At 68.9% G+C, this 26,291-nt stretch carries 19 protein-coding genes; 12 read left to right on the top strand and 7 right to left on the bottom strand.

What is annotated here, in order from left to right:
• Positions 1 to 77: 77 nt before the first annotated feature.
• Entirely contained in the window at positions 78 to 1,697 is a 1,620-nt protein-coding gene (locus tag AMK34_RS08470; RefSeq protein WP_073844132.1) for an ABC-F family ATP-binding cassette domain-containing protein, read from the bottom strand.
• Positions 1,698 to 1,760: 63 nt separating this feature from the next.
• On the opposite strand from AMK34_RS08470, the gene AMK34_RS08465 reads away from it, so the two are divergent.
• Positions 1,761 to 2,117 carry a DUF6412 domain-containing protein gene (locus AMK34_RS08465; protein WP_038523096.1) on the top strand — a complete coding sequence of 119 codons (357 nt, stop codon included), beginning with the start codon at positions 1,761 to 1,763 and terminating at the stop codon, positions 2,115 to 2,117.
• Positions 2,118 to 2,185: 68 nt separating this feature from the next.
• Entirely contained in the window at positions 2,186 to 2,962 is a 777-nt protein-coding gene (gene yidC, locus AMK34_RS08460; protein ID WP_073844130.1) for a membrane protein insertase YidC, read from the top strand.
• Here yidC and AMK34_RS42530 read toward each other — a convergent pair.
• A complete protein-coding gene (locus AMK34_RS42530) occupies positions 2,952 to 3,599 on the bottom strand; it encodes a GOLPH3/VPS74 family protein (RefSeq protein WP_073844128.1) in 648 nt (215 codons plus the stop codon). The genes yidC and AMK34_RS42530 overlap by 11 nt on opposite strands.
• A 51-nt stretch (positions 3,600 to 3,650) precedes the next feature.
• On the opposite strand from AMK34_RS42530, the gene AMK34_RS42525 reads away from it, so the two are divergent.
• Positions 3,651 to 4,208 (top strand): hypothetical protein, encoded by a 558-nt coding sequence (locus AMK34_RS42525; protein ID WP_143202357.1) that lies wholly within the window; start codon positions 3,651 to 3,653, stop codon positions 4,206 to 4,208.
• 63 nt (positions 4,209 to 4,271) lie between these two features.
• Here AMK34_RS42525 and AMK34_RS08445 read toward each other — a convergent pair whose 3' ends face one another.
• A complete protein-coding gene (locus tag AMK34_RS08445) occupies positions 4,272 to 6,620 on the bottom strand; it encodes an excinuclease ABC subunit UvrA (protein ID WP_241832717.1) in 2,349 nt (782 codons plus the stop codon).
• A gap of 57 nt (positions 6,621 to 6,677) precedes the next feature.
• Between AMK34_RS08445 and AMK34_RS08440 the strand changes: the two genes are divergently transcribed.
• Positions 6,678 to 7,646: a helix-turn-helix transcriptional regulator gene (locus AMK34_RS08440; protein WP_241832716.1), complete on the top strand. Its 969-nt coding sequence runs from the start codon at positions 6,678 to 6,680 to the stop codon at positions 7,644 to 7,646.
• A gap of 62 nt (positions 7,647 to 7,708) precedes the next feature.
• Here AMK34_RS08440 and AMK34_RS08435 read toward each other — a convergent pair whose 3' ends face one another.
• The gene (locus tag AMK34_RS08435; RefSeq protein ID WP_038512105.1) at positions 7,709 to 8,173 is read right to left on the bottom strand and encodes an Lrp/AsnC family transcriptional regulator; all 465 of its coding nucleotides are present in this window, start codon (positions 8,171 to 8,173) and stop codon (positions 7,709 to 7,711) included.
• A 162-nt stretch (positions 8,174 to 8,335) separates the two neighbouring features.
• Between AMK34_RS08435 and AMK34_RS08430 the strand changes: the two genes are divergently transcribed.
• The 5 genes from AMK34_RS08430 (at position 8,336) to AMK34_RS08410 (ending at position 18,496) form a co-directional block, all read left to right on the top strand.
• Positions 8,336 to 11,785 carry an indolepyruvate ferredoxin oxidoreductase family protein gene (locus AMK34_RS08430; RefSeq protein ID WP_073844123.1) on the top strand — a complete coding sequence of 1,150 codons (3,450 nt, stop codon included), beginning with the start codon at positions 8,336 to 8,338 and terminating at the stop codon, positions 11,783 to 11,785.
• Positions 11,786 to 12,102: 317 nt separating this feature from the next.
• On the top strand, positions 12,103 to 13,227 hold the full coding sequence (locus AMK34_RS08425; protein WP_073844121.1) for a hypothetical protein: 1,125 nt from the start codon (positions 12,103 to 12,105) through the stop codon (positions 13,225 to 13,227).
• Positions 13,228 to 13,394: 167 nt separating this feature from the next.
• Positions 13,395 to 14,270: an aminoglycoside phosphotransferase family protein gene (locus AMK34_RS08420; RefSeq protein WP_073844120.1), complete on the top strand. Its 876-nt coding sequence runs from the start codon at positions 13,395 to 13,397 to the stop codon at positions 14,268 to 14,270.
• Positions 14,271 to 14,307: 37 nt separating this feature from the next.
• Positions 14,308 to 14,835, top strand: coding sequence for a hypothetical protein (locus tag AMK34_RS08415; protein WP_038512115.1), 528 nt, complete (start codon positions 14,308 to 14,310; stop codon positions 14,833 to 14,835).
• Between the two features lie 346 nt (positions 14,836 to 15,181).
• On the top strand, positions 15,182 to 18,496 hold the full coding sequence (locus AMK34_RS08410; RefSeq protein WP_241832715.1) for a fibronectin type III domain-containing protein: 3,315 nt from the start codon (positions 15,182 to 15,184) through the stop codon (positions 18,494 to 18,496).
• Here the strand turns inward: AMK34_RS08410 and AMK34_RS08405 are convergent.
• Positions 18,474 to 18,914, bottom strand: a complete 441-nt coding sequence (locus AMK34_RS08405; protein ID WP_073844118.1) for a DUF6463 family protein — start codon at positions 18,912 to 18,914, stop codon at positions 18,474 to 18,476. The two genes, AMK34_RS08410 and AMK34_RS08405, sit on opposite strands and share 23 nt — an antisense overlap.
• 100 nt (positions 18,915 to 19,014) lie before the next feature.
• Between AMK34_RS08405 and AMK34_RS08400 the strand changes: the two genes are divergently transcribed.
• Positions 19,015 to 19,605 carry a TetR/AcrR family transcriptional regulator gene (locus tag AMK34_RS08400; RefSeq protein ID WP_198941647.1) on the top strand — a complete coding sequence of 197 codons (591 nt, stop codon included), beginning with the start codon at positions 19,015 to 19,017 and terminating at the stop codon, positions 19,603 to 19,605.
• 106 nt (positions 19,606 to 19,711) lie between these two features.
• On the top strand, positions 19,712 to 22,135 hold the full coding sequence (locus AMK34_RS08395) for a glucan 1,4-alpha-glucosidase (protein ID WP_073844114.1): 2,424 nt from the start codon (positions 19,712 to 19,714) through the stop codon (positions 22,133 to 22,135).
• Positions 22,136 to 22,512: 377 nt separating this feature from the next.
• On the opposite strand, the gene AMK34_RS08390 is transcribed toward AMK34_RS08395, so the two are convergent.
• The gene (locus AMK34_RS08390; protein WP_073844112.1) at positions 22,513 to 23,742 is read right to left on the bottom strand and encodes a phospholipase D-like domain-containing protein; all 1,230 of its coding nucleotides are present in this window, start codon (positions 23,740 to 23,742) and stop codon (positions 22,513 to 22,515) included.
• Positions 23,743 to 23,992: 250 nt separating this feature from the next.
• On the opposite strand from AMK34_RS08390, the gene AMK34_RS08385 reads away from it, so the two are divergent.
• Positions 23,993 to 25,567, top strand: a complete 1,575-nt coding sequence (locus AMK34_RS08385) for a helix-turn-helix domain-containing protein (protein ID WP_158073278.1) — start codon at positions 23,993 to 23,995, stop codon at positions 25,565 to 25,567.
• Positions 25,568 to 25,576: 9 nt separating this feature from the next.
• On the opposite strand, the gene AMK34_RS08380 is transcribed toward AMK34_RS08385, so the two are convergent.
• Positions 25,577 to 26,290: a DUF1345 domain-containing protein gene (locus AMK34_RS08380; protein ID WP_073844110.1), complete on the bottom strand. Its 714-nt coding sequence runs from the start codon at positions 26,288 to 26,290 to the stop codon at positions 25,577 to 25,579.
• Between the last annotated feature and the right edge of the window lies 1 nt (position 26,291).

The following is a 26,291-nucleotide window of genomic DNA, read 5'->3' as shown; positions in this document are numbered from 1 at the left end:
GCGGCGGCATTCAAACACACGACGGAGCCGCCGAACGCACTTCCCGTTGGTGTGTCGCCCTTACCGACCCGAGTGAGTCAGCGCGCGCGTTGCACCGGCCGCTCGTCCCACACCGGTTCCGTCGTCTCCCGCACCTGCCCGTCCGAGCCGAACACGAGGTACCGATCGAAGGAGCGCGCGAACCAGCGGTCGTGCGTCACCGCGACAGTCGTGCCTTCGTACGCTTCCAGCGCCTGTTGCAACGCTTCCGCCGACGCCAGGTCGAGGTTGTCGGTCGGTTCGTCGAGCAGCAGGATGGTGGCGCCGCCGATCTCCAGCAGCAGGATCTGGAACCGCGCCTGCTGCCCGCCGGAGAGCTTCTCGAACCGCTGATCGCCCTGCCCGTCGAGTTCGTAACGGCGCAGGACGTTCATCGCCGGCCCCCGGCTTCGCGCGTAGCCGGTCCAGAGGATGTCGACGAGCGTCTGCCCGAGCAGTTGGGGATGGGCGTGCGTCTGCGCGAAGTGGCCGGGGACGACGCGGGCGCCGAGCTTCCAGCGTCCGTCGTGCGCGACGTCCTCACCGGCCAGCAGCCGCAGGAAATGCGACTTTCCGGAGCCGTTCGAGCCGAGTACCGCGACCCGCTCGCCGTAGAAGACCTCCAGATCGAAGGGTTTCATCAGGCCGCTGAGTTCGAGCCCTTCGCAGGTGACGGCGCGAACCCCGGTCCGGCCGCCGCGAAGGCGCATGGTGATCTTCTGCTCGCGCGGGGGAGCGGCGGGCGCTCCTGCCTCCTCGAATTTACGCAGCCGTGTCTGCGCGGCGTGGTAGCGCGAGGCCATCTCGTCGCTGCGCGCGGCGTACTGGCGCATGTCGGCGACGAGTTTCTTGAGCTGGGCGTGCTTTTCGTCCCACCGGCGGCGGAGTTCCTCGAACCGTTCGAACCGTTCCGCACGCGCCTGGTGATAGGTGTCGAAGCCGCCACCGTGCACCCAGACGTCGCCGCCGGCGGGGCCGGGCTCGACGCTGATGATCTTCTTCGCCGCTCGCGCGAGGAGTTCCCGGTCGTGCGAAACGAACAGCACGGTCTTCTGGGTCTCACGCAGCCGTTCTTCCAGCCACTGCTTGCCGGGGACGTCGAGGTAGTTGTCCGGCTCGTCGAGCAGGAGGACGCCGGACCCGCCGAGGAGCAGCGCCTCCAGCACGAGCCGTTTCTGCTCGCCGCCGGACAGCGTGCGCACCTCGCGCCAGCGCGCCTTCTCGTATGGCAGGTTGAGTGCCGCCGTCGTGCACTTGTCCCACACGACTTCGGCTTCGTAGCCGCGAGCGTCACCCCAGTCGGCGAGCGCCTGCGCGTACGCCATCTGATTCGCTTCGTCGTCGCGCTCCATCAAGGCGAGTTCGGTCTCGTCGACGGCCCGCGCGGCGGCGCGGAGCGAGTCCGGCGACACCGAGACGAGCAGGTCCCGCACCGTCCGTTCGTCGCGCACCGACCCGACGAACTGGGGCATCACCCCGAGCCCGCCGCTGATGGTCACCGAGCCCTCGCTGGGGGAGAGCTCCCCGGAGATCAGCCGCAGCAACGTCGTCTTGCCCGCCCCGTTGGCGCCGACGAGCGCGCAGACGCTGCCCTCCCCGACCCGGAACGAGACATCGTCGAGGAGAAGTCGTCCGTCGGGCAGGTGGTATTCGACATGCGCGACTTCCACGTGACCCATTCCGACAGACTGCCCGCGCACTCGGCGATCACGCAACGCAATATCTCCGGTAGTGTCGGTGACGTGGAGCGAACCTACTTCGGCGTGCGGCTCAAGCTGATGCTTGCGCTGTTCCTGCCCGAGTTGTTCGTCGTGCTCCCGGTCGTCGGCGGGATCAACCCGCTGAGCCTGGCCACCGCGCTGACGGCGTCGGTGGCGGTCGCCAACCCGCTCGGGCTGGCCGCCGCCCTGACCGCGTCCCTCGCCGCCGTCCTGCTCGCGCTCGCGGTGCATTTCCGCCTCGAACCGGCGGCCGCCGCGATGCGGGTGCGCGCCATCAGCCTGCGCGAACGCGCGCAGCTGTTCCTGAGCCTGCGCGATCCCGACGCGCGCGGCCGCGTCCGGCCCAGGGCTCCGTCACCGGGCATCGTGACTGCCTGACCTTTCTCGTTCGAAGGTGCGGCAGTCACTCCTGCCCGCATCCCTTCGACCGACGGAGTGACCTGGTCATGTTCGATTTCTTCCTGTACCCCGTTTCCGCCATTCTCTGGTTCTGGCACAAGGTCTTCGGTGCCGTGTCGAGTCCCGACTCGGGCGTCGCCTGGGTGCTGTCCATCGTGTTCCTCGTCTTCACATTGCGTCTCCTGCTGGTCAAACCCGCGCTCAGCGCGTTGCGCGCGGGCCGCCGCATGCAGGCACTCGCCCCGGAGATGCGGCGGATCAAGGAGAAATACGGCAAAGATCGCCAGCGGATGGCGGAAGAAGTCCGGAAACTGCATGCCGAAAGCGGCTCCAACCCGCTGGGCGGCTGTCTCCCGGCGCTGATCCAGCTCCCGGTGTTCCTGTCGCTGTACTGGGTCCTGCGCGATTTCACGCCGGGCGCCGTCTCGAACCACGTCTTCGACCACGCCGGTGTGCAGTCGTTCCTGAACGCCGACCTGTTCGGCGCGAAGCTCGGCAACTGGCTTTCGCAACCCGCGGCGGAACTGGCGGCGTTCGGCACGGATCACGTCCACATGATCGCCGTCGGCGTGCCGCTGATGCTGATCGCGAGCCTGGCTACGTTCTTCTCGATGCGATCGGGCCTCGCGCGGCAGTCCGCTCCGGAGACCGCCGGGATCACCAAGCTGATGATGTACCTGGCGCCGGTCGGCATGCTGGTCTCGGGATCGTTCTTCCCGGTGCCGATCGGGGTGCTGCTGTACTTCCTGGCCACCAACGTGTGGACGCTGGGGCAACAGCACTTCCTCACCAAGGTCGTCGACCGCGAGGAGGCTAGCCGCTGACCGATCGGCGGGCCGCGACCGAGTACCGGACCGCCTTCCGCAGTCCGGGCAGGACGGTGTCGACGTGCGCCGCGAGCGCCTTGATCGCGCTCCGGTGCACGCGGTTCTCCTTAGCGCTGAACACCGTGCGGACGTCGCCCTCGGCGGAGAGCACGGCGAGCACCGCGTCCTCGATCGGGACGGCGGTGGGGTCTTGACCGCTCAGCACCACGTCGCGGACTCGTCCACGGAGCCCTTCTGCCAGCCGAGGATCAGCCAGGGCGATGTCTCGGACGGGGAAGATTCCCATCGCCCGGTGCCTGCCGACCGTGATCGTCCCGGCCGTGGCGAGCTGGTCCCGGACGATGTCCTCGGCCCGGTGCCAATCGCGGTCGACGACGGTGAGCCAGCGCCGCGGTTTCGTTCCGGGAGCGTCTTCCAGCACTTTGGCGAGGAAGGGGTCTTCCGGCGCGAGAGCCGCCGCGGCCGTGCGCTCGGCCTTCCCGTCGCGATCGGAGAGGAGACCCGCGAGGACCAGTTCGGCCACCGCGGCCGCACGCAGGAGCGAACCCCGTACGACGGCGCTGGCGGGGTCGAGCCGGTTCTTCCCGGTGTCGTAGCCGAGCAGGTACATCCGTTGCGGCAGAGAGTGAGCCATCTCGTCCTCCCATCGGGACCGGTCCCGTCGGACAGCTTTACCCTCTGCCGGATGAAGAGCCAGACGACAGCGCGCATTCGAGTGACCGTGGCGCTCGCCGTCGGCTGCCTGCTCGCGGGCTGCGCCACGAATCCGCCGGAACCGGAACCGAAACCCGCACCCCCGCCGTCTCCGACCGGCCCGGATCCAGCACTGGTCTCCTGGGCGGGCGGATACTGCGGCGCGGTGAAGGACATGCGACTGATCGTCTACCGCATGGCCAAGGGCTACGACATCGAGACAGCGGCCGACCTGCCGAAGGCCGAGGAGTCGCTGAAGAAGCTGGACACCGCGCTGACCGCGGCGATCACCGGGCTCGAGAAGCTCCCGAAGATCGCTCAGAACGCCGACGAACTGGCCGCGGGCGAGCTGGCGTTCTACCGGAAGCTCCACGGGAAGGTGACCGAGTTCCGCACCCTGCTGCCACGAGGCGGCGTCGAATACGCCAAGGCCGCCCTCACTCTGAGCGGGGCCGACCTGGTCACGCATGTGCCCGCGGTCAAGACCGGTGACGTGCCGGGCCTCGATCAGGCGATGAAGGCCGACAAGGCCTGCGAACTTGTCGGCTAGATCACGCGAAACAGGGCCAAGAACTGTTCGGTACCGGCGTGTCGGGCAAAGCCCGATGGGGAATCATCGCGCTCGCCCGGGAACTGTTCCCGGGCGGGTGGGTGTTCCCGGCGCCGTCCGGCGCCGGGAACGCGTTCGCAGATGACGTCCGGTGATGGACGCCGGGTCCTCGGCCAAAGCCGACGGCGTGCCCTCGAACACCACCGTCCCGCCTTCGGCACCCGCGCCCGGTCCGATGTCGATGACATGGTCGGCGTGCGCGATCACCCGTTGGTCGTGTTCGATCAGGACGAGGGTCGCGCCGCCGTCGACGAGTTCGTCGAAGAGCGCGAGCAACCGGTCGACGTCGCTGCCGTGCAGGCCGGCCGTGGGTTCGTCGAGGATCAGGCGCAGTTCGTGCGCGGGACCGGCGTCGGCGAGGTACCTGGCCAGCAGCAGCCGTTGCCTTTCGCCGCCCGACAAGGTGTCGAGGCTTTGCCCGATCGTCAGGTAGCCGAGCCCGACGCGGTCCAGCCAGCGTGACCGCTGCCCGATGGGGGACCGCTCGCCGAACAGCGCGGCGACGTCCGCCGGGTTCATCGCCAGCAGTTCGGCGATGGTCCGGCCGTGCAGGCGCGCGGCGAGCGCGTCCGGGTTGAAGCGGGTGCCGCCACAAGCGTCGCAAGCGGTCTGGACGTCGTCGAGGAAGGCCAGGTCGGTGATGATGACGCCTTTTCCCTTGCAGACCGGGCAGGCCCCGCGGCCGTTCGCGCTGAACCACGACGGATGTTTCCCCGTGGCCTTCCCGAAGGTTTCGCGGATGGGCTCGGCGATACCGAGCACCGTGGCGGGGGTCGACCGGATCCCACCGCGCAGCGGAGCCTGTTCGACGACGACGAAATCGGGATGCCGCCGGGGGAGTTCACCGGTGATCAGGGTGCTCTTGCCGGAGCCGGCGACCCCCGAAACGACGGTCAGGACCCCGAGCGGCACGTCGACGGTGACGTCACGGAGGTTGTGGCTGCGGGCACCGGAGATCGTCACGGCACCCCGCGCGACGCGGGTCCGCTCGCGGAAGCGAAGCGGGACACCGAGGATCCGCCCGGTCTCGGTACCGGCCGTGACGAGTTCGCCGGGGCCGCCTTCGAACTGGATGCGTCCGCCGCCGTCGCCTCCGGCGGGTCCGAGGTCGATGACGTGGTCGGCGGCCGCGATGACGGCGGGATGGTGTTCGACCACGAGGATCGTGTTGTGCGCGTCGCGGAGCCTGGCCAGCAGTTCGAGAAGGCGGTGCACGTCGTGCGGATGCAGGCCGGTGCTGGGTTCGTCGAACACGTAGCAGACGTCGCTCAGCGCGCTGCCGAGATGGCGGACGATCTTGACGCGCTGGGCCTCGCCGCCGGACAGCGTCCGCGACTCCCTGGACAGGCTGAGGTAGCCGAGACCGACGGAATCCAGCGCGTCGAGGCGTTCCCGGATCGCTTGCGACAGCGGAGCCACCGACGGATCGCGCACGGCCGCGACGACGTCACGCAGTTCGCCGACCGGCATGGCGGACCAGTCCGCGATGGACCGCCCGTCGATCAGGCTTCCGCGTGCCGCCTCGGAAAGGCGGGTTCCCGAGCACTCGGGGCAGACGCCGCGGGTGACGACTCCGGCGAGTCCTTCCTGTTCCTCGGCCGTGAGGCGCGACGGCGTCTTGCGCAGGTACGAATCCCGCAGGCGCGGGACGATGCCGTCGAACAGCCCGTGTTTGGGGTATTCGGAGCCGGGGTCGTCGAGGGGGAGTGCTTCGGCGTGCAGCAGGGTCTCGACCTTCGCCGCCGGTAACCGTCCTAACGGGACATCGGGATCGACGAGTCCGGAATGGACCAGCCGTTTCCAGCGGTAGGTGCCGGGAGCGAACGTCGGGAACCGCACGGCGCCATCGCGCAGGCTTCGCGAGCGGTCGAGCAGCCGGTCGAGGTCGATGTCGTCGACCGCGCCGAGCCCTTCGCAGCGCGGGCACATCCCGGCCGGATCGTTGAACGAGTAGGCGGGCGAGAACCCGGCGCCCGGCTTTCCGAGCCGGGAGAACAGGAGGCGCAGCAGTGGCGCGATGTCGCTCGCCGTGCCCACAGTGGACCGCGCGTTGCCGGTGAACCGGCGTTGATCGACGATCGTGGTGAAGACGAGGCCGTCGATCCGGTCGACGTCGGCGGGCGGATGCTGGGGGAGCCGGTTCCGGACGAAGGCGGGATAGGTCCCGGTGACCAGGCGCTCGGCTTCGGCCGCGATGGTGTCGAACGCGAGCGACGACTTCCCGGAGCCCGATACGCCGGTGAACACCGTCAGCCGGTGTTTCGGCACCCGCACCGAGATGTCGCGGAGGTTGTGCGTCCGGGCTCCTTCCACGGTGATCCACCGGCCTCGGTCAGCTTGAACTTTCGCCATGAATCGAGGCTACGATGAGATGTGGCCGGATTACGGCCACAACTAGCGGGAGGCGTCGTGACGGCACCACGGGAACGGATGCTGCGGCTGCTGTCGCTCCTGCAATCCGGCCGGGCGTGGCCCGCCGCCGAACTCGCGACGGCCATGGAAGTCCCGCCGCGCACCCTGCGCCGGGACATCGACAACTTGCGCGGTCTGGGCTATCCCGTGGAGAGCAGCCGCGGTCCCGGGGGCAACTACCGGCTGGTCGCGGGCACCGCGCTGCCGCCGCTGATGCTGGAACACGACGAGGCGATCGCCACTGTGCTCGGCCTGCGGCTCGCGGCGGCGGGCGGAACCGGCGTGGACCTGACCGCCGAATCGGCCGACCGCGCCGCCGCGAAACTCCGGCGTGTCCTGCCGTCGGCACTGAGACGGCGGACCGACGAAATGCTCGCCGCGGTCGAGTTCGGGACCGGTGAACGGCCGCGGGTCGCCCAAGACGTCCTGAACGTCCTCGCCGCGGCGATCGCGGCTCGGCGGTGCCTCGAGTTCGCGTACACGGGCAAGGACGGCCCGTCGTCGCGGACGGTCGAGCCGATGCGGCTCGTCCAGCTCGGCAGGCGGTGGTACCTCTACGCCTGGGACCTCGGCCGACGGGATTGGCGGAGCTTCCGGCTCGACCGGATCGGCACGCCGTCGATGACCGATGTGGCGTTCGAGCCGCGTCCGCTCCCCGTCGACGATGTGGCGGCGCACCTCCAGGAACGCTTCCACAGCCCGAAATCCCTCCGGATCACGCTGACCCTCGACATCGGCGCGAGCGAGGCCGCTGCCCGGCTTCACCGGGTCGACGGGAGTTTCGAAGCGCTCGGTGACGACAGGTGCCGGTACGTCGCCTACGTCGATTCGTTCGAGTGGTTGGGGGTGGTTCTGACGCTGACCGACATCGAGTTCAGGGTGGAGGAACCGGCGGAATTCGCCGAGTACCTGGTGCGGACGGGGGAGCGGCTGCTGCGGGGCACTGCTCGCTTGTCAAGGACATGAAGGCCCCCTTCCTTGCGCCTAGGTACAGGAAGGGGGCCTTCATGTACTTCTGGGGCCGACGCTCACGAGGGGTGCGGCCACTGCTGACCGCGCGTCCAGGAATCCAGCACCATCAGCGTCTTCGTGCCCGTCACCTGGTGATGCCGCCGGATCTCGTCGATGGTGCGCTGCAGGTGGCCCATGTCCCGCACCCGCAGCCAGACGAGCGCGTCGGGGTCGCCCGCGATGGTGAACACCGCCTGGGCCTCGGGCATCCGGGTGGTGGTGCGGACGATCTCGCCGACCTTGGTGGTCCCGGTGAACCGCAGTTCGGTGAACGCCTCGATGCCCCAGCCGAGTTTGGCGTGGTCGATCTGGACGGTGTAGCCGACGATGACACCGTTCTCCTGCATACGGTCGATCCGGCGTTTGACCGCCGCGGTGGACAGCGTGACGCGGGCCCCGATGTCGCCAAGGGTGCGCCGAGCGTCCTCCCGCAGCAGTTCGAGGATCTCGCGATCGGTCTCGTCGATGAGCTGGTCCGCCATGAGCCAGGATGGTACGCAGACGCAACGGATATCGGCCAGCGGAGAAGATGGGCCGGATTTTTTGCGTGCCGGGTGCCAATAGACTGCCGCCTGTTGCGACGGCCCGCGCGGTCGGGTCTCCTGTCGTGACGTCACGCGGGGGTGCCGAAGGAGGCAGGTCTGGTGGAGCAGTTCACGTTGGAGGACCGGTATCTGCGGGAGGACGGCACCGTCTACCTCAGCGGTGTCCAGGCCCTGGTCCGGATGCTGTTCGACCGGGTGCGGCACGATCGCGCCGCCGGGGCGTCCCCCGCCGTGTTCGTCTCCGGCTACGAGGGATCGCCGCTGGCCGGCTACGACCTCGAACTCGGCCGCCGCTCCCACCTGCTCGAAAAGCACGACGTCGTGCACCGTCCCGGCTTGAACGAGGAGCTCGCCGCGACCGCGGTCATGGGCAGCCAGCTCACCGCGTCGGTCGGCTCGTCGCGCGGCGGGGTCACCGGGTTCTGGTACGGCAAGGCACCCGGCCTCGACCGGGCGACCGACGCCCTGCGGCACGCCAACCTCGCGGGTACCGACCCGGCGGGCGGCGCGGTGGCGCTGGTCGGCGACGATCCGAACGCCAAATCCTCGTCGGTGCCGTGCGCCTCCGAGCTCGCGCTGGCCGATCTGGCCATGCCGGTGTTCTTCCCGTCCGACTCCCAGGACGTGCTGGACTTCGGGCTGCACGCGGTGGAGCTGTCCAGGGCGAGCGGCCTGTGGTCGTCGATGAAACTCGTGGCGAACGTGGCCGACGCCGCGAGCACCGCGCACGTCCGGCCGACCTGGACGGCGCCCGAGCTGGCGCTGCCCGCGTACCGGCACAAGCCCAGTACCCGGCTGCTCGGCACCACGTTGATGGCGCTCGAACGCAGCCTGTACACCGAACGCCTGCCGCTGGCCGTCGAGTACGTGCGCGCGAGCGGGATCAACCGGATCGTCCAGGAGGGACCGGCGGATCGCGTCGGCATCGTCACCGCCGGAAAGTCCTATTTGGACTTGATGCAGGCGCTGAGGTTGCTCGGCCTGGACGCCGACGCGTTGTCCCGTCACGGGATCCGGATCCTCAAGCTCGGTGTCATCCACCCGCTCGAACCGTCGATCGTTCGCCGCTTCGCCGATGGGCTCGACGAGATCGTCGTGGTGGAGGAGAAGCGCTCCTTCGTCGAATCGGCGATCAAGGAAGTCTTGTACGGCACCGCCGGCGCGCCCACCGTGTACGGCAAGACCGGCCCGGACGGCCGCACGTTGTGCACCGAACTCGGCGAGCTCGACCCGGACGCCATCGCGAGGGTGCTGGCCACCCGGCTGAGCGAGCACCACGAGATCCCGTCCGTGACCGCGTGGCGGCGACAGCGCCGCCGCGAGCGCATTTCCGTGCCGTTGCTGACCAGGACGCCGTACTTCTGTTCCGGCTGCCCGCACAACTCCTCGACCAAGGTGCCCGAGGGCACGGTGGTCGGCGGCGGCATCGGCTGCCACGCCATGGCGTTGTTCATGGAGCCGGAACAGGTCGGTGACGTCGTCGGCCTGACCCAGATGGGCGGCGAGGGCGCGCAGTGGCTCGGAATGGAGCCGTTCGTCGACGCCTCGCATTTCGTGCAGAACATCGGTGACGGCACGTTCACCCACTCCGGCAGCCTCGCGGTCCGGGCGGCGGTGGCCGCCGGGGTGAACATCACCTACAAGATCCTCTACAACGCGACGGTCGCGATGACCGGCGGGCAGGACGCCGTCGGTGGCCTGTCGGTGGAACGGCTGGCGTCGCTGCTCCTCGTCGAAGGCGTCGCGAAGGTGGTCATCACCAGCGACGAGCCGAAGCGGCTCCGCGGCGTCCGGATGCCGGACGGTGTCGAGGTCCGGCACCGTGACGAACTGCTGAGCACGCAAGAGGAACTGGCCCGGGTTCCCGGGGTGACGGTCCTCATCCACGACCAGGAATGCGCCGCCGAGAAACGCCGCAAACGCCGTCGCGGCAAACTGGAGACCCCGGCCGCCAAGGTCGTGATCAACGAGCGGGTGTGCGAGGGCTGCGGCGACTGCGGCGAGAAGTCGAACTGCCTGTCCGTGCAGCCGGTCAGCACCGAATTCGGCCGCAAGACCACGATCCACCAGTCCTCGTGCAACGTGGACTACTCCTGCCTGGCCGGCGACTGCCCCTCGTTCATGACGGTGGTGCCCACCGGCCGCAAACACCGGCGCAAGGCCGGGGAGATCACCGCGGCCGAACTGCCCGAGCCCGAGACCGCCGGCACCGACTTCACCGTGCGCATCACCGGGGTCGGCGGGACCGGCGTGGTCACCGTCGCGCAGATCCTCGCCACGGCCGCCGTGCTCGAAGGCAAGCAGGTCCGGACACTGGACCAGACCGGGCTCGCGCAGAAGGGCGGCGCCGTCGTCTCGGATCTGAAGATCACCGCCGAGCCGACGCCGCAGGCCCCGAAACTCGCGGCCGGGGAATGCGACCTCTACCTGGCCTGCGATGTCCTCGTCGGCGCTGATCCGGCGCATCTGACGGTGGCGGACTCCGGCCGGACCACTGCCGTGGTCTCCACGACCGAGGTGCCGACCGGCCGGATGGTCGTCGACACCACGGTGTCCTTCCCCGACGCCGCCGCCGTGCGCGGGGCGATCTCGGACAACGCGGCGCGGACGGTGGCGCTCGACGCGCGGGAACTGGCGGAAATCCTGTTCGACGACGACCAGTTCGCCAACATCCTCCAGCTCGGCGCGGCGCACCAGACCGGCGCCATCCCGCTGGACGCGGCCAGCCTGGAACGCGCGATCGAACTCAACGGGGTCGCCATCGCGGGCAACCTCCAGGCGTTCCGGCGCGGCAGGCAGCTCGTCGCCGATCCCGACGCCCTGCACGCCGTGGTCGCCCCGGCCGCCGTCGCCGCGAGCCCCACCCCGTCGGCGGCCGCCCTGCGCGCCCGCGCGCTCGTGCACGCCGAGCCGGGTTCGGAACTCGCGCGGCTGCTGGACATCCGCGTCCCCGAACTCGTCCGGTACCAGAACGTGCGCTACGCGAGGGAGTACGCCGAGTTCGTCGAGCGTGTCCGGGTCCTGGAAGGGGATTCGACCGCCATCACCGAAGCGGTGGCGCGGAATCTGCACAAGCTGATGGCCTACAAGGACGAGTACGAGGTCGCGCGGCTGTCGCTCGATCCCGCGGTACTCGCCGGGATCGAGGAGGAGTTCGGCGTCGGGAGCCGGTACGCCTACCGCCTCCACCCGCCCTTCCTGCGCGCGATGGGCATGAAGCGGAAGATCGCGCTGGGCCCGAAGTTCCGCCCGGTGTTCGTCGCGCTGCGTGCCGCGCGGAAACTGCGCGGCACCCGCTGGGACCCGTTCGGCAAGGCACACGTCCGGAAGGTGGAGCGAGAGCTCGTCGGGCAGTACCGGGAGACGATCCTCACCGCTTTCGGCACCGAAGACGCCGATCGCGGAAGGCTGCTGGCCTTGGCCGAGCTGCCCGATCTGGTTCGTGGCTACGAGGACGTCAAACTGGCGAACGTCGAGGCATACCACCGGGAACAGGCCGCGCTCCTGGCCGAACTCGTCCGGACGGACCGGCTCGGCGCGAACACCTGACGCGTCGGCCGCCGGATACGGCCGAACGTACGAATGCCGCCGCCCGATTGTGTTTCCCGACGGCATTTTCCGGATGGTCCGCGTTTCTTGTGTCAAGAATGTGCCGGGTTTTCGGATACCGGCGCGCACGACTGCCAAATTCGGCTGCTGTCAAGAGTTTCCGCTGCCCGACGGTCCCGGTCGGCTGTTCGTGTGGAACGTGCGTGATTCGTGAAGTGAGTGCATTAGTGTCGCTCCGGGGTCCGCACATCCACACCACTGATCGGGATTGGGGAGTCATCGTGAAGAGGAATAGTGTGCCTGTCGCGCGAAGACGGATGTTCACACTGGTGGCGGCTCTCGCCGTGGTCACCGGCGCGGTGACGGGGACCGCGCAGGCCACCACGACGGGGCCGGTGGACCTCGGCACGCTGCCGGGGGACGACGAGAGCACGGTCCTCGCGGTCAACGAGGCGGGGGAGATGGTAGGGCTGTCGCTCGCGGGCCCGACCCCGAAGCGCAGCCATCCGGTTCGCTGGGACGCCACCGGCCAGATCATGGCGCTGCCCACGCCGGGAGGCACCGAAGGGCAGGTGCGCGACATCAACAGCTCCGGGGTGTCCGCGGGGTACGTGCTGACCGCGACCACCGCCGTACCCGCACGCTGGGACGCCGCGGGGCAGGCGACCTTGCTGCAGCTTCCGCCCGGCTATCACAACGCCACCGCCTGGGCGATCAGCGACACCGACGTCGTCGTCGGGGCCTGGCTGACGCCTGCCGAGCAGTATCACGGGTTCCGCTGGGATCCCGATGGCACGGCCACCGACCTCGGCACGTTGCCCGGTGAGACCTGGAGCATGGCCGACGGTATCTCCGGCGACGGCACCATCGTCATCGGCAGCGCCGTCCGCTCCGCGGCGAACCAAGCCGCGCGCTGGGTGAACGGCGGGCCGATCACCGAGCTGGCGCCGCAAGGGGTGAGCAGCGGCGCGAGCCGGATCAACAAGGGCGGAGTGGCCGCCGGCGCCTTGCGGGAGACCAGCAGCGGGCCCCCGATCCCGGCGAAATGGGATCGGGACGGCGTGATCCATCCCCTGGACTGGCCCAGCCCGTATTCGGTGTGGATCTACGGGATCGGCCCCACCGGTTACGTGGTCGGCAGCGGTTATCTCAACCCGCCGCGCCGATCGGCCGTGCTGTGGGATCTCGACGGCGACGTCATCGCACTGCCCGACGACGGCCTCGGCGCCGACGCCGAAGCGGTCGACTCGCAAGGCACCGTGGCGGGCACTTTCCGGAGCCAGGCGACGGTCTGGTTCCGGGACGGGGAACGCAGGCAGCTCGGCACGCTGCCCGGCGGCACCCGCAGCCAGGGTTACCGGATCACGGACAACGGCCGCGTCGTCGGCGCCGCTTCGAACGCGGCCGGGAAGTCGCACGCGGTGTACTGGACCCTCGGCTAGGGCTGGAGGAGCAGGTATCGGTTGCGAGTGGGGAGGATTCGGGACGTCCAACGTCCCGAATCCTCCCCACTCGGCATGACGTCCGCCGAATATCCACTGGACGGCACGACGAGACTCGGAGTGTGGATTCCCCGCGACCGAAGAGCACTACGCCGGACCTGGGCCCGATGCCGCGGCGCATCACCGTGGACGCGCCGCAGGTGCGCGCGCTGCTGAGCGAGCAGTTCCCGGAGTGGGCCGGTCTCCCGGTCCGCCCGGTGGCCGAATCCGGCTGGGACAACAGGACTTTCCGGATCGGCGACGACATGGTGGCACGGCTGCCGAGCGCCGCCGAGTACGCCTTGGCGGTGGACAAGGAGCAGCGCTGGCTCCCGTTGCTCGCTCCCCGGTTGCCGGTGCCCGTCCCGGTTCCGCTGGCGAAAGGACGTCCTGGCGCGGGCTACCCCTTCGAGTGGTCGGTCTACCGATGGCTCGACGGTGAACCCGCGAGCGCCGCTCGGATCTCCGACCCGGTCCGGTTCGCCCTCGACCTCGCCGGTTTCCTGGCGGCGCTGCGGGCCATCGACACCACGGGCGGCCCGCAACCCGGCAAGCACAACTGGTTCCGGGGCGCCACCCTGCGCACCTACGACGCGCAGACCGAGCGCGCGCTCGCGGCGTTGGACGGCGACATCGACACCGGCGCAGCGCGCGAGATCTGGAAGACCGCGCTGGACAGCCCTTGGGATGGAACGGATCGCTGGTTCCACGGCGACTTCGCGCCGGGGAATCTCCTGCTCGACGGCGGGGGACTGGCGGCCGTCATCGATTTCGGCACCTGTGGCGTCGGCGATCCGTCCTGTGACTTGGCGATCGCCTGGACGTCGCTGACCGCCGACGGCAGGCGAGCGTTCCGCGAGCGGCTTCCGGTCGACGATTCCGAATGGGAGCGTGGCCGTGGGTGGGCGCTGTGGAAGGCCTTGATCACTCGCGCGCGGACGCGGGACCGCGTCGACGAGGAAGCGGTGAACGCGCGCCGCGTCTTGGCCGCGATCGCTGAGTGACACTCGCCGGGCGGCCGATCGTGGTTGGATCGATCGCATGTCTTCCATCGTCGTCGCCGTGATCGCAGCCGTCGCCTCGATCTCCGCGGCGGTGGTCGCCGGGATCTTCGCGCTGGCCGCGCGCCGTCTCGAGGCGCGGGTGCAGAGCGCCGACCAGGTCCGCGAACGGATCTCCGAGCAGAAACGCGCGATGTGCGAACCCGTCGTCGACATGCTGGAACGGATGTTCACCACCGACGACCTGCCCACGGAAGAGGAACTGAAGCACAAACGCCGCTTCGACACATGGGTGAACGTGTACGGCTCGGACGGCATCGTCAAGGCGTACTCCCGCCTCATGCAGGGACTTCCGGCCGGGGCACCGCCGGACATCCAGTTCCGCCTCTACGCGGACTTCCTGATCGAGGTCCGCAAGGACATCGGCGACCCGGGTACCGCGGTCGACCGGATGCAGATCCTCGGGCCGCGGTCGGCGAATCTCTCGGATCGCCGGAGCCTGACCGACGCCGACTTCGACACGGTCTGCAAACGCCTCGGCTGGGTCCCGCCCTGGCGCGGCAAGTAGGCCGACCCGATCGCGGCCCTGTTGGCCAGTAACCACCCTCGCGGGGGTGGCGGCGGACGTTTTGGGGGCGCGGCTGACAGATTCGCGAACGGCGAATCGGCCGCGTATGACAAAGACGAAGAATGGTCGCGCGGGCTCTGTGATTTTCCTTGCCTGCCGAGCCTCGCGGGTGTGTTAATTCCCTGTGGCATACCCGTAAATGTGCACACGCGCCCGCTGGGAAGGGCCCGCGAAAGCGGCCATTAATCGTTTGTCCGATGGTTTCGGCGGGTGTGGTCTATGTGTTGGAGAGGGACCTGTGAAACACAGAAGACGTAGTCGAAGACTGGCCGGGGGCATCGCCGTCGTGAGCACGGCGGCCTTGGTGACACTGGGTCTCACGATCGGCTCGGGCACCAGTGCCGCGGCTCCGGGTGAGCTCACGCAGAATTACTCGTGCCCGTTCCCGTTGATCGGTAATCAGAACGTCTCGGTCACCATCAAGACCACGCAACCTTCGACGATCGAGACCGGGAAACTGACTCCCGCCATCGAGATCACCGCCGTGTCCAACGCGGGCAAGACGGCGACGGAAGGCCTTCGTCTCGTCGGTGCCGAGTCCATCAAGGGCACCGCGAAGGCGACCTCCACCGTGACGATGCCCGGCAGCCAGGGCACGATGACGGTGAAGGTCGATTCCGACGTGCCGAAGCAGCCCATCCCGGCGGCGGGCAACGACCTCGTCGTGAACGCCACGGGCAGCGCGCCCGCGCTGAGGTTCGACCAGCCCGGCACCGCGACGCTCGCCGTGAACAACCTGCAGCTGGTGATGACCCCGCTCAAGGCCGACGGCACCGAAACCGGTCTCGGCACCTTCACTTCGGACTGCACGCTGGCGGCGGGGGCCGAGACCGTCCTGCAGACCTACACGGTGACCGGTTCGCCGGTCACCCCGGAAGCCGTTGTCGGCTCGGGGAACCACCCGCCGCTGAAGCAGGTCTACAGCTGCCCGTTCCCGTTGATCGGCAACCAGGACGTCACGGTCGACATCAACGCCACGCTGCCGAACTCGATCCCGGTGGGCCAGTTCACCCCCAAGATAGACATCACGGCGGTCTCCAACGCGGGCTCGACCGCGACCGAAGGGCTCCGGCTCGTCGGCGCCGAGACCATCAAGGGATCGGCGCTGGCCACCTCGCTGGTCTCGAGCCCGCAGGGGCATCTCGCCGTCGGCGTGCCGACCGCGGTTCCGCAGCAACCCATCCCGCCCAAGGGCAACGACCTGGTGATCAACGCGACCGGTTCCGCGCCGTCGCTGCGATTCGACCAGCCGGGGACGGCCACGCTGTCGGTGCACGACCTGGTGCTGACCATGACGCCGCTGACCGCCTCCGGCGCGGAGACCGGCCTCGGCACGTTCGTCGCGGACTGCACCCCCGCGAGCGGCCAGGCCAACGTGCTGCACACCTTCACCGTCACCGCGGCGGCGGACACGACCGCGCCGTCGGCTCCCGGCGCCGTGACGGTCGGTGACGTCACCCAGAACAGTGTCGCGCTGTCCTGGGGCGCCGCCACCGACAACGTCGCCGTGACCGGCTACGACGTCTACTCGGGCGCGAATCTCGTCAAGTCCGTGACCGGCACCTCGGCCACGGTCGACGGTCTCACCCCGGACACGGAGTATTCCTTCACCGTCAAGGCGAAGGACGCGGCCGGCAACGTCTCGCCCGCCACCGCGCCCGCGACCGCCCGGACCGCGAAGGCCCCGGACACGCAGGCGCCGACGACGCCCGCGAACGTGCACTCGACCGGAACCACCCAAACCAGTGTGACGCTGGCCTGGGACGCGTCGAGTGACAACGTCGGTGTCACCGGGTACGACGTCTTGAAGGGTTCCGAGGTCGTCAAGTCGGTCACCGAACCGCAGGCCACGATCGACGGTCTGACGGCCGACACGGAGTACTCGTTCACCGTGGTGGCCAAGGACGCCGCGGGCAACCCGTCGGCGGCGAGCGCCGCTGTCACGGCGCGGACGCAGGCGGCGCCCGACACGCAGGCTCCGGGTGCGCCGGGCAACCCGCGCTCGACCGGTACCTCGGCCTCCAGCGTCGGCCTGGCGTGGGACGCGTCGAGTGACAACGTCGGCGTCACCGGTTACGACGTCTACAACGGCGCCACCCTGGTGAAGTCGGTGACCGAAACCAGCGCCACCGTCGACGGTCTCGCCGCCGACACCGAATACACCTTCACCGTGGCGGCCAAGGACGCGGCCGGGAACAAGTCGGAGCCCAGCGCGCCGGTGACCGCCCGGACCGCCACCGCTCCGGACACCGAAGCGCCCAGCGTTCCGGCTGGTCTCGCCACGACCGACGTCACCCAGTCCAGCGTCGCGCTGTCCTGGACCGCGTCGAGCGACAACGTCGGTGTCGTCGGCTACGACGTCTTCAACGGCGGCACGCTGGTGAAGTCGGTGACGGGGACTTCGGCCACTGTGGACGGTCTCGCGCCGGACACGGAGTACTCGTTCACCGTGGTGGCGAAGGATGCCGCGGGCAACGTGTCGGCTCCCAGCGCCGCCGCCACGGCGCGGACGCAGGCCGCGCCGGACACGCAGGCTCCCGCCGCGCCGGGCAACCCGCGCTCCACCGGGACCACGCAGACCAGCGTGAACCTCGAATGGAACGCCGCGACGGACAACGTCGGCGTGACCGGCTATGACGTCTTCAACGGCACCACGCTGGTGAAGTCGGTGGCAGGGACTTCGGCCACTGTGGACGGTCTCGCGGCCGACACGGAGTACTCGTTCACCGTCGTCGCCAAGGACGCCGCGGGCAACGCGTCGACCCCCAGCGCCGCCGTCACCGTCCGGACGCAGGCCGCGCCCGACACGGTGGCTCCCGGCGTGCCGGGCAACCCGCTGTCCACCGGGACCACGCAGACCAGCGTGAGCCTCGCGTGGGACGCGGCGACGGACAACGTCGGCGTGACCGGCTACGACGTCTTGAAGGGCACCGAGGTCGTCAAGTCGGTCACGGGCACTTCGGCCACTGTGGACGGTCTCACGGCCGACACGGAGTACACCTTCACCGTCGTCGCCAAGGACGCCGCGGGGAACAAGTCGGCCGCCAGCGCGCCGGTCACGGCGAAGACCAAGCCGAGCACGTCCCCGGTCGTCAAGTACAGCTACGACCTGACCGGCAAGACGCAGCTGAAGAAGCTCTCCGGCCCGATCGACCTGCGCGGTGGTATCAACGCCGCGATCAACCTGGCGAACGGGACCTTCGAGGCCGACCTGACGCTGAACCCGACGAGCGCGAACCTCACGCTCTGGGGCTTCGTCCCGGTCAACGCGAAGATCGAGTTCGCGTCGGCGGGCAAGACCACCGGCACGCTGGCCGGCGGTGTGCTCAAGTCGACCTCGGCGGTGACGGTCAAGTTGCCGCGGATCAGCGTCTTCGGCTTCCCGGTCTCGGCGAGCGCGAAGTGCCAGACGAAGACGCCGGCTCAGATCCCGTTGCAGTCGAAGGCGGGCTTCGACCCGCTGGCCGGTGGCAAGCTCACCGGCTCCTACACCCTGCCGCCGCTGCAGGGCTGTGGGTTCCTCAACGACATCATCACCGCCGTCACCTCCGGCCCCGGCAACACGGTGGAGGTGAACCTCAAGCCGCGTCCGGTCGGCTGATCCCGCGCACTCCCTGAACCGGCCCCGTCGCATCCCGCGGCGGGGCCGGTTCGCTGCGCAGGATCCCGGCCAGCAGCAGCGCGGTCGCGATCAGAAGGATCGGCCAGGGCGTGAACAGAAGGACCGCGGCGATCAGCAGGGTCCAGATCCCCAGCGCCCAGGCGAGGAACAGGGGAGGGGTGATGCCGCGACGCTCCAGCCAGAGCACGGTCAGGCCGACCAGGACGAGCGGCACGCCGAAACTGGCCGCGCTGAGCCAAAAGGCGCTGTTCGCGGGGCTCATGGCGGCGAGATCGTCTTGCCACAGGGCTCCGCTGAACCAGGCGCCGGCGTGACCGGCGGCCTTCATCACCGTGAGGGCGCCCAAGGTGTGGGCCGTGCCGAACAGGGTGATGAGCCAACCCGCCCATTTGATCATGTCAACTCCCCAGGTTGTGTTATACGGTTGCGTATAACGTCAGGCTAGACCGGTTATACGGTGGCGTACAACCAGTGGAGAGGGTGAGGTGGGCCACGGCATGGGCGCATTGCGCACACCGCGGGAGAAGTGGGTCGAAGAAGGTCTGCGGGCGCTGGCGGAAGGCGGGGTGGACGCGGTGCGCGTCGAGGCGCTCGCCAAGGCGCTCGGCGTGACCAAGGGCGGGTTCTACGGCTACTTCGCCGACCGCGCGGCGCTGCTGGAGGCGATGTTGGACGCCTGGGAGTACGAAAGTGTCGACGAGGTCCTCGCTCGTGTCGAGCAGGAGGGGTGCGACGCGCGGGACAAGGTCCGGCTGGCCGGTCGGCTCACCTTCTCCGGTGGCCGGCTGCTGCCCATCGACCTGGCCGTGCGTGACTGGGCTCGTCGTGACGAAGCTGTGGCTGAACGCCTGCGGCGCGTGGACAACCGGCGGATGCAACTGGCCCGCGACGGGATCGCGACGTTCTGCGACGATCCCGACGAGGTCGAAGCCCGGGCGTTGCTCGCGTTCTGCGCGGCCATCGGCAATCACTTTCTCGCCGCTGACCACCCAGGAGAGACTCGTGTGCAGGTCCTTGCTCGCGCGGCTGACCTGATTCTCGATGGTCCGCCCAGCGATCTCAGCCGATTCACCGGACCACCGGTGTAACTGGTCCGGGTTACTCCGATCGGCCCTGCCGGGCGCGACGGTTCAGGTAATAAGTTGCCGCTAACAACAAATCCTGCCGTCGATGAAGCCTGTGGGAAGGACCCTCATGAAGTCACCGAAGCGGCGTCGCGCGATGGTCGCGCTGTTGACCGTGCCGGCACTCCTGGCCGCCACGCCGGTGAGCGCCGCGCCCTTGGCGGACGCACCAGGGGCGCCGGGTACCGGGGCGGCCTGGACGACCGGGGGCAAGGAAGGTTTCGGTACCGCCGCCGGGGCCGCGTCGAAGGTGTGGTTCACCCTCGGCCAGGGCATCAACCACGAGATCTATTACCCCACCGTGGACACCGCCAACGTCCAGGACCTGCAGTACGTGGTGTCGGACGGCGCCGGGTTCACCCAGCTGGAACGCGATCACACCACCAAACAGCTCGTGCTCACCGATCCGCGTTCGCTGAGCTACCGGCAGATCAACACCGCCACCAACGGCCGGTATCGCATCACCAAGACCCACACCGCCGACCCGGCCCGGTCCACCGTGCTGATCCAGACCAGGTTCGAGGTACTCAGCGGCGGTCCGCTGCAGTTGTACGCGCTGTACAACCCGTCCCTGAACAACAGCGGCATGGGGGACACGGGCGCCACTTCCGGCGGGCAGCTGGTCGCTTCGGACGGGCCGGTGTCCAGCGCGTTGGCCGCCTCCACCGGTTTCGTCAAGGCGACCAGCGGCTACAGCGGGACCGCGAGCGACGGCTATGTCGACCTGAGCGGTGACCACGTTCTCGGCGCGCAGTACGACTCGGCCTCGACGCCGGGGAACCTGGTGCAGCTGGGGCAGATTCCCGTGGGGACCGACACGACCTTCACGCTCGCGGTCGGTTTCGGAAGCGATCGGGGTGCCGCGTCGGCGAACGCGTCGGCCTCGCTCGCGGGCGGTTTCGCGGCGGCGGACACCGCGTACCGGTCCGGCTGGAACGGCTATCTCTCCTCGCTGGCCGCGGTACCCCGGTCGATCTCGGGCGCCGGGCTGACCACGCAGTACAACGTCGCGCTGATGACCCTCAAAGCCCACGAGGACAAGACCTATCCGGGAGCGAACGTCGCGTCGCTCACCAATCCGTGGGGCGAGGCGAAGGACGCGAACGGCACGGGGGACTGCGGGTACCACGCCGTCTGGTCTCGCGACCTCTACCAGGTCTCGACCGCGCAGATCGCGGCGGGCGACTCGGCGGCGGCCAACCGGTCGGTCGACTACCTGTTCACCGTGCAGCAGCGAGCGGACGGCTCCTTCCCGCAGAACACCCGGCTCGACGGCACCAACTGCTGGACCAGCCTGCAGATGGACGAGGTCGCCTTCCCGATCGTGCTCGCGTGGCAGCTGGGCCGGTTCGACACGGGGATGTGGGCGAAGGTGAAGAAGTCCGCGGACTTCCTCGTTGCACGCGGCCCCTCCACGCCGCAGGAACGCTGGGAGGAGAACGGCGGCTACTCGCCGTCCACCATCGCCGCGGAGATCGCCGGCCTGATCTGCGCCGCCGACATCGCCGAACGCAACGGGGACACCACGAGCGCCGCGCGTTATCGCCGGCTCGCCGACCAGTGGCAGACGCAGGTCAGCGCATGGACGTTCACCACTTCCGGCCCGCTCGGTGACGGCCGGTACTTCCACCGGATCGACGGAAACGGCAATCCCAACGACGGCCAGAACGTCTTCCTGCAGAACGGCGGCGGGAACCACGACGAGCGCGCCATCATCGACGCGGGCTTCCTGGACCTCGTCCGCCTCGGCGTGAAACCGGCGGCCGATCCCGACGTCGCCGCTTCACTGTCCGAAGTGGACTCCACGCTGAAGGTCGACACCCCGAACGGCCCGATGTGGTACCGGTACAACCACGACGGCTACGGCGAGACGGCGTCCGGAGGTCCCTACACCGGCGCGGGCGTCGGACGGCTGTGGCCGCTGCTCACCGGTGAACGCGGCGAATACGAACTGGCCAACGGCCGCTCGGCGACGACGCATCTGGCCACCATGGCGGCCTCGGCGAACGCCGGTTTCCTGATCCCGGAACAGGTTTGGGACCGGCCGAGCGCCGCGGGCTTCACCTTCGGCGAAGGCACCGGTGCGGCGACACCGCTGGCGTGGTCGATGGCGCAGTTCGTCCGGCTGGCGCACTCGATCGACGCCGGTGCCCCGGTCGAGACGCCGTCCGTGGTGAAGCAGCGGTACAGTGCGGCGTGCTCCGGCGTTTCGGCGGAGTTCACGGTGAACGCCACGACTTCGTGGGGCCAGAACATCTTCGTCGTCGGCGACCGTGCCGAACTCGGTGCGTGGAACCCGGCGAACGCCGTGCCGCTTTCGTCCGCGAACTATCCTTTGTGGACGGGGAAGGTCGCGCTGCCGAAGGGGGCGGCGTTCCAGTACAAGTACATTCGCAAGGAGGGTGGCGCCGTCACCTGGGAATCTGGTGCCAATCGCGTCGGTAGCGCTTCGAGTGGCTGCACGATGGCGCTGAACGACACCTGGCGCTCCTGACGTCGCTTGCCGGCGTTGCGAAAGCCACTTTCGCAACCTTCAATGTTGCGAAAGTGGCTTTCGCAACACCCGCACCTTCGGCTTGGCAGGCCTGCGCCCCTGACCTCGTGAGCGGTAAGCCGCTCAGCGTCAAGGTGGTGGTGGCAGTGGGGTCGTAGTCCGTGAAGGCCTCCTTCACTACCCTCAGGGTAGTGAAGGAGGCCTTCACGGACTCAGCGGCGCCGCAGGTGCACCAGCAACCACAGCAGTCACGGCGATCGCGCGTGAAGGGCGCCTTCACGCGCTGCCAAGTGCATGAAGGCCCCCTTCACCGCGTCTAGCGCAAGGAAGGGGGCCTTCATGTACTTCAGCGAGCAAGGGCGGCGCCAGCGCGGTCGTCACCCCTCGGTCGGGGCGGGATCGTTGGGCGGCACCATCTTCACGCAGTCCCCTGACGACTTGATCTCCTGGTCGGTGGCGTCGGCCACCTGCTCGAAGTTCGTCACGAAGCTCTGGTAGATCGCCTTGTTGTTCAACACCCGGACGACGTTCTCGTCGTTCTCGTGCAACGACGGGTTGTTGAAGTTCTGGCTTCCGGTGAAGACGACCTTGGTGCCCGGCTTCAGGTAGTCGCCCTCGATCATCATGTTCTTCTCGTGGATACCGGCCTCGTTCCCGGCTTTGAACCCGCGAAGGCGCACTCGATCCGGCTTCCCCTTCATCAGCGCCTCGCACGAGCCCTCGGTCATCCGCAAGGCGACGATGTCCACCGAGCAACCCTGGGCGGCCAGGATGCGCAGCCGTTCGATGATCTTCATCCGGGTGAGTGACCAGACCCCGATGCGGATCTTGCTCTTCTCCTTCGAGCAGCCGACCTCCTTCAAGGAGTTCTCGACGGTGTCGTTGCCCGCGTCCTTGAGCCTCGGATAGAAGTAGCTCTTGGTGTCACCGGTGACGACGGGCGGGTTGGCTTCGTAGTAGTCGGGGTTCGCCGTGGCCCCGTCCGCGACCCTGCGCAAGTCGGCGAAGTAGTCGTTGTACCTGGCGAACAGACCGGCGTTGCCGACGTCGGTGTAGTAGCTGTTCCAGCCGCCCTTGCCGCCCGTTGTGTTCTCGCTGAAGTTGGCCGAGCCGGTCGCGACCACCGCGGTCGCGTCCAGCGTCCGGTCGAACAGGAAGAACTTGTTGTGCATCGCGTTGCCGCCGTTGCAGCCTCGGCCGCTCTTGCAGTGCTTCGCCCACGAGTTCTTGTCGCCGGTCTTTTCGAGCCGGTTCTTCATCTCCTTGTAGTTCGGATGGTCCGTCGCCTTCCCGTTGACCAGGACCTGGACGTGCACCCCGCGTTCCGCGGCGTCCCCGAGCGCGTCCGTGATCGGCGCGTCCCGCAGAAGGTATTGCGCGGTCCTGATCGTCGAGTTCTCCGGCGCGCCCCGGATCAGCTTTTCGAGGTGTTCGACGATCTGGCCGCCACCCGGGGTGTTGAAGGTCGCCCGGGTGGTGAGCTTCGACGGCGCGGACGCGGCGGCGGCCGGAACTCCGGTCGCCACCGCCATCAGCAGCGCGCCCGCCAGTGCGCCCAGCCGCAGGCGCGACTTCCCTCCGGACGCCGTCGTCCTGTGCGGTTCCATTTCCGATTCCTCCCCATGGCCGGATCTGCTGCCGGGTCCACGCTCTCCGCCGCGGCGCATCGTGGCAAGCGAAACCGCGCGGAATGGGAGGCTGGGATGGAATCAGCCCGCTGACCTGCGGCGACGCCGGGGCGGGAGACGTGATCTTCCGAATTCGCGCGGCGAAAGGCCGGCGATGGGACACTGAGAACCGGTCTGGCACGTGGAGCGGAGGGGGCTCAGCGGGATGGTGAGCGAGGCGGCTGCCAGGTTGGCGGCACTTCTCACCGAGCACAAACAGCGGAGCGGGCTGAGCTACGAACAGCTCGGACGCAAGGTGCATTCGAGCCGGTCGACCGTGCATCGCTACTGCACGGGCCGGAACGTTCCCGCGACGTTCGCGCCGATCGAGGCGATCGCGACGACCTGCGGCGCGAGCCGGGAGGAACTCGCGAAGCTGTACCGGGCGTGGGAGCGCGCGGACCTGGGCGACGCCACGGTCCGGGACAGCCCCGGCCCGGACACCGACATCCCGGACGCCGAGGTGGTCGTGCCCGAGCGGAGGCGGCCGCTCACCAAGGTCGCGCTGGCCGCGGTCCTCGGGGTCGTCCTGCTCGCCGGAGGAGCCATGGCGTATCCGCCGGACCGGCCGGTGCTCGACACGACCCCCGCCGTCCAGGCGTCGATGTGGACGAACGCGCCCCGCGCGATCGAGCCGGAGTTCGTCGGGGTGACGGCGAACTCCAACACCGGGCAGATGCCGTCGTTCGGCGTCGGGTCGGTCCGGTTGTGGAACACCCGCACCCGGTGGCAGAACCTGGAGCCCGCGCGCGGCAGTTACGACTGGAAGACGCTCGAACGGCTCGTGACCGGCGCTCGAGGGGCCGGGCTCCCGGTGACGCTGACCTTCGGCGGCACCCCGTCCTGGGCGAGCCCGAACAGCCCGAAGTCCGTCTACACCGACGACTCCCGCACCGGCCCGCCCGACGACCTCGCGGACTGGGAACGGTTCGTGCGTGCCGTCGCCGAGCAGTACCGGGGCCGGATCGACGCCTACGAACTGTGGGATCTGGCCAATCATCAGGACTTCTTCTCCGGTTCGATGCCCGAATTGGTGGAGATGACGCGGCTGGCGAGCCGGGCGATCAAGTCCGCCGACCCGGCTGCCACCGTGGTGTGCCCGTCCATGGGCGAGCTCTGGGATCCTTCGGCGTTCGAGAAGCTGCGACAGTTCGCCCGGCTCGGCGGCTACGACCATTGCGCCGCCGCCGCGGTGAAACTGGCTCCCCGCAACGACTCCGACCCGCCGGAGACGATGCTGCCGTTGGCTCGGGAGATCGAGAAGGCACTGCAGGAGGCCGGCGCCGGCGTCCGGCTGTGGAGCACCGGTTCGGCCTACGACGTGAACAGGCAGCAACCCGTGGACGCCGATCGGGGAGCGCAGCACGCGGCCCGGTTCTTCCTCTCCGGGCTGTACGCGCAATACCGCCGGATGTACTTCTACAACTGGGGCAGCGCGAAGATCCCGATCGTGCTGCAACCCGTCGGCGGTCCGCATACGAAGGCGGCGCGACACGTGGAACGCCTGAACGAGTGGTTGAAGGGCAGCCGAATCCATTCCTGCGGGCAAGGGCGCGAAGCCGGGCTGCCCGACCATCTTTGGCAATGCCGCTTCGACCAGGGCGGCCGGAACTTCCTGATCTGGTGGACCATCGACCGTTCCGAACGGATCCCGTCGGCGCCGGGCACCACATCGGTCGAAGGGCTCGACGGGACCGGGACGCCGGTCGAGCCCGGTGCCGATGTCACCGTCACCGGCAGCCCGATCCTGCTCCGGCTCGGCTGAGCCCGGATTTCAGCCGCTGTTCAAGGCGGATACGACCGCCGCCACGGTGACGGTGTTGAACACGAAGGCGATGATCGCGTGCGTCGTCACCGTCCTGCGCATCTCGCGGGAGACGACGTCCACGTCGGTCGTGCCGAACGTCGTCATCACGGACACCGCGAAGTAGATGTAGTCGGACCACTCGGCGATTCCGTCGTCGGGGAACCGCATCGCCTTGCCCTCTTCGACCACGTTGTCCGCGTGGTAGGCGATAGCGAAGGACACGAGCACACAGATCCACGCGACGACGACCAGGGCCACCGCCACTCCCACGCGCATGCCCGCGGGCAGGCTCTCGCCGCCCAGACCGGGCATCCACACGACCGCCACCGCGAGCGCGGCCGCGGCGATGAAGATCGACACTCCCGGCCCTGGCGCCGTCCCGAAGACGTAGCGCTGCACGAACGTGCCGCGGCTCTCCCGGCACGCCCAGTCCTGGATCTGCTCCGAGGTCGCCGCGCCGAACGCGGCCACCGTCACGACGAGATAGCCGATGAGGTAGGCGAGAAGAACCAGGACGCCGCCGTCCACCGAGGCGAGTGAGAGCACGTCGTCGCCGAACGCGATCGCCAGCGCGGCGACGAGCAGCGCGAACGCGAGGCTCAAGCCGCTTCGGCGCCGCTCGGGCAACCAGATCCGAGCCGTTTCCCGAGACAGTGTCGTCTCCCTTCGCGCACGTCGCACC

This window comes from Amycolatopsis sp. CB00013, assembly GCF_001905755.1.
Classification (GTDB): domain Bacteria; phylum Actinomycetota; class Actinomycetes; order Mycobacteriales; family Pseudonocardiaceae; genus Amycolatopsis; species Amycolatopsis japonica.
This window is presented reverse-complemented; position numbering and strand designations above follow the sequence as displayed.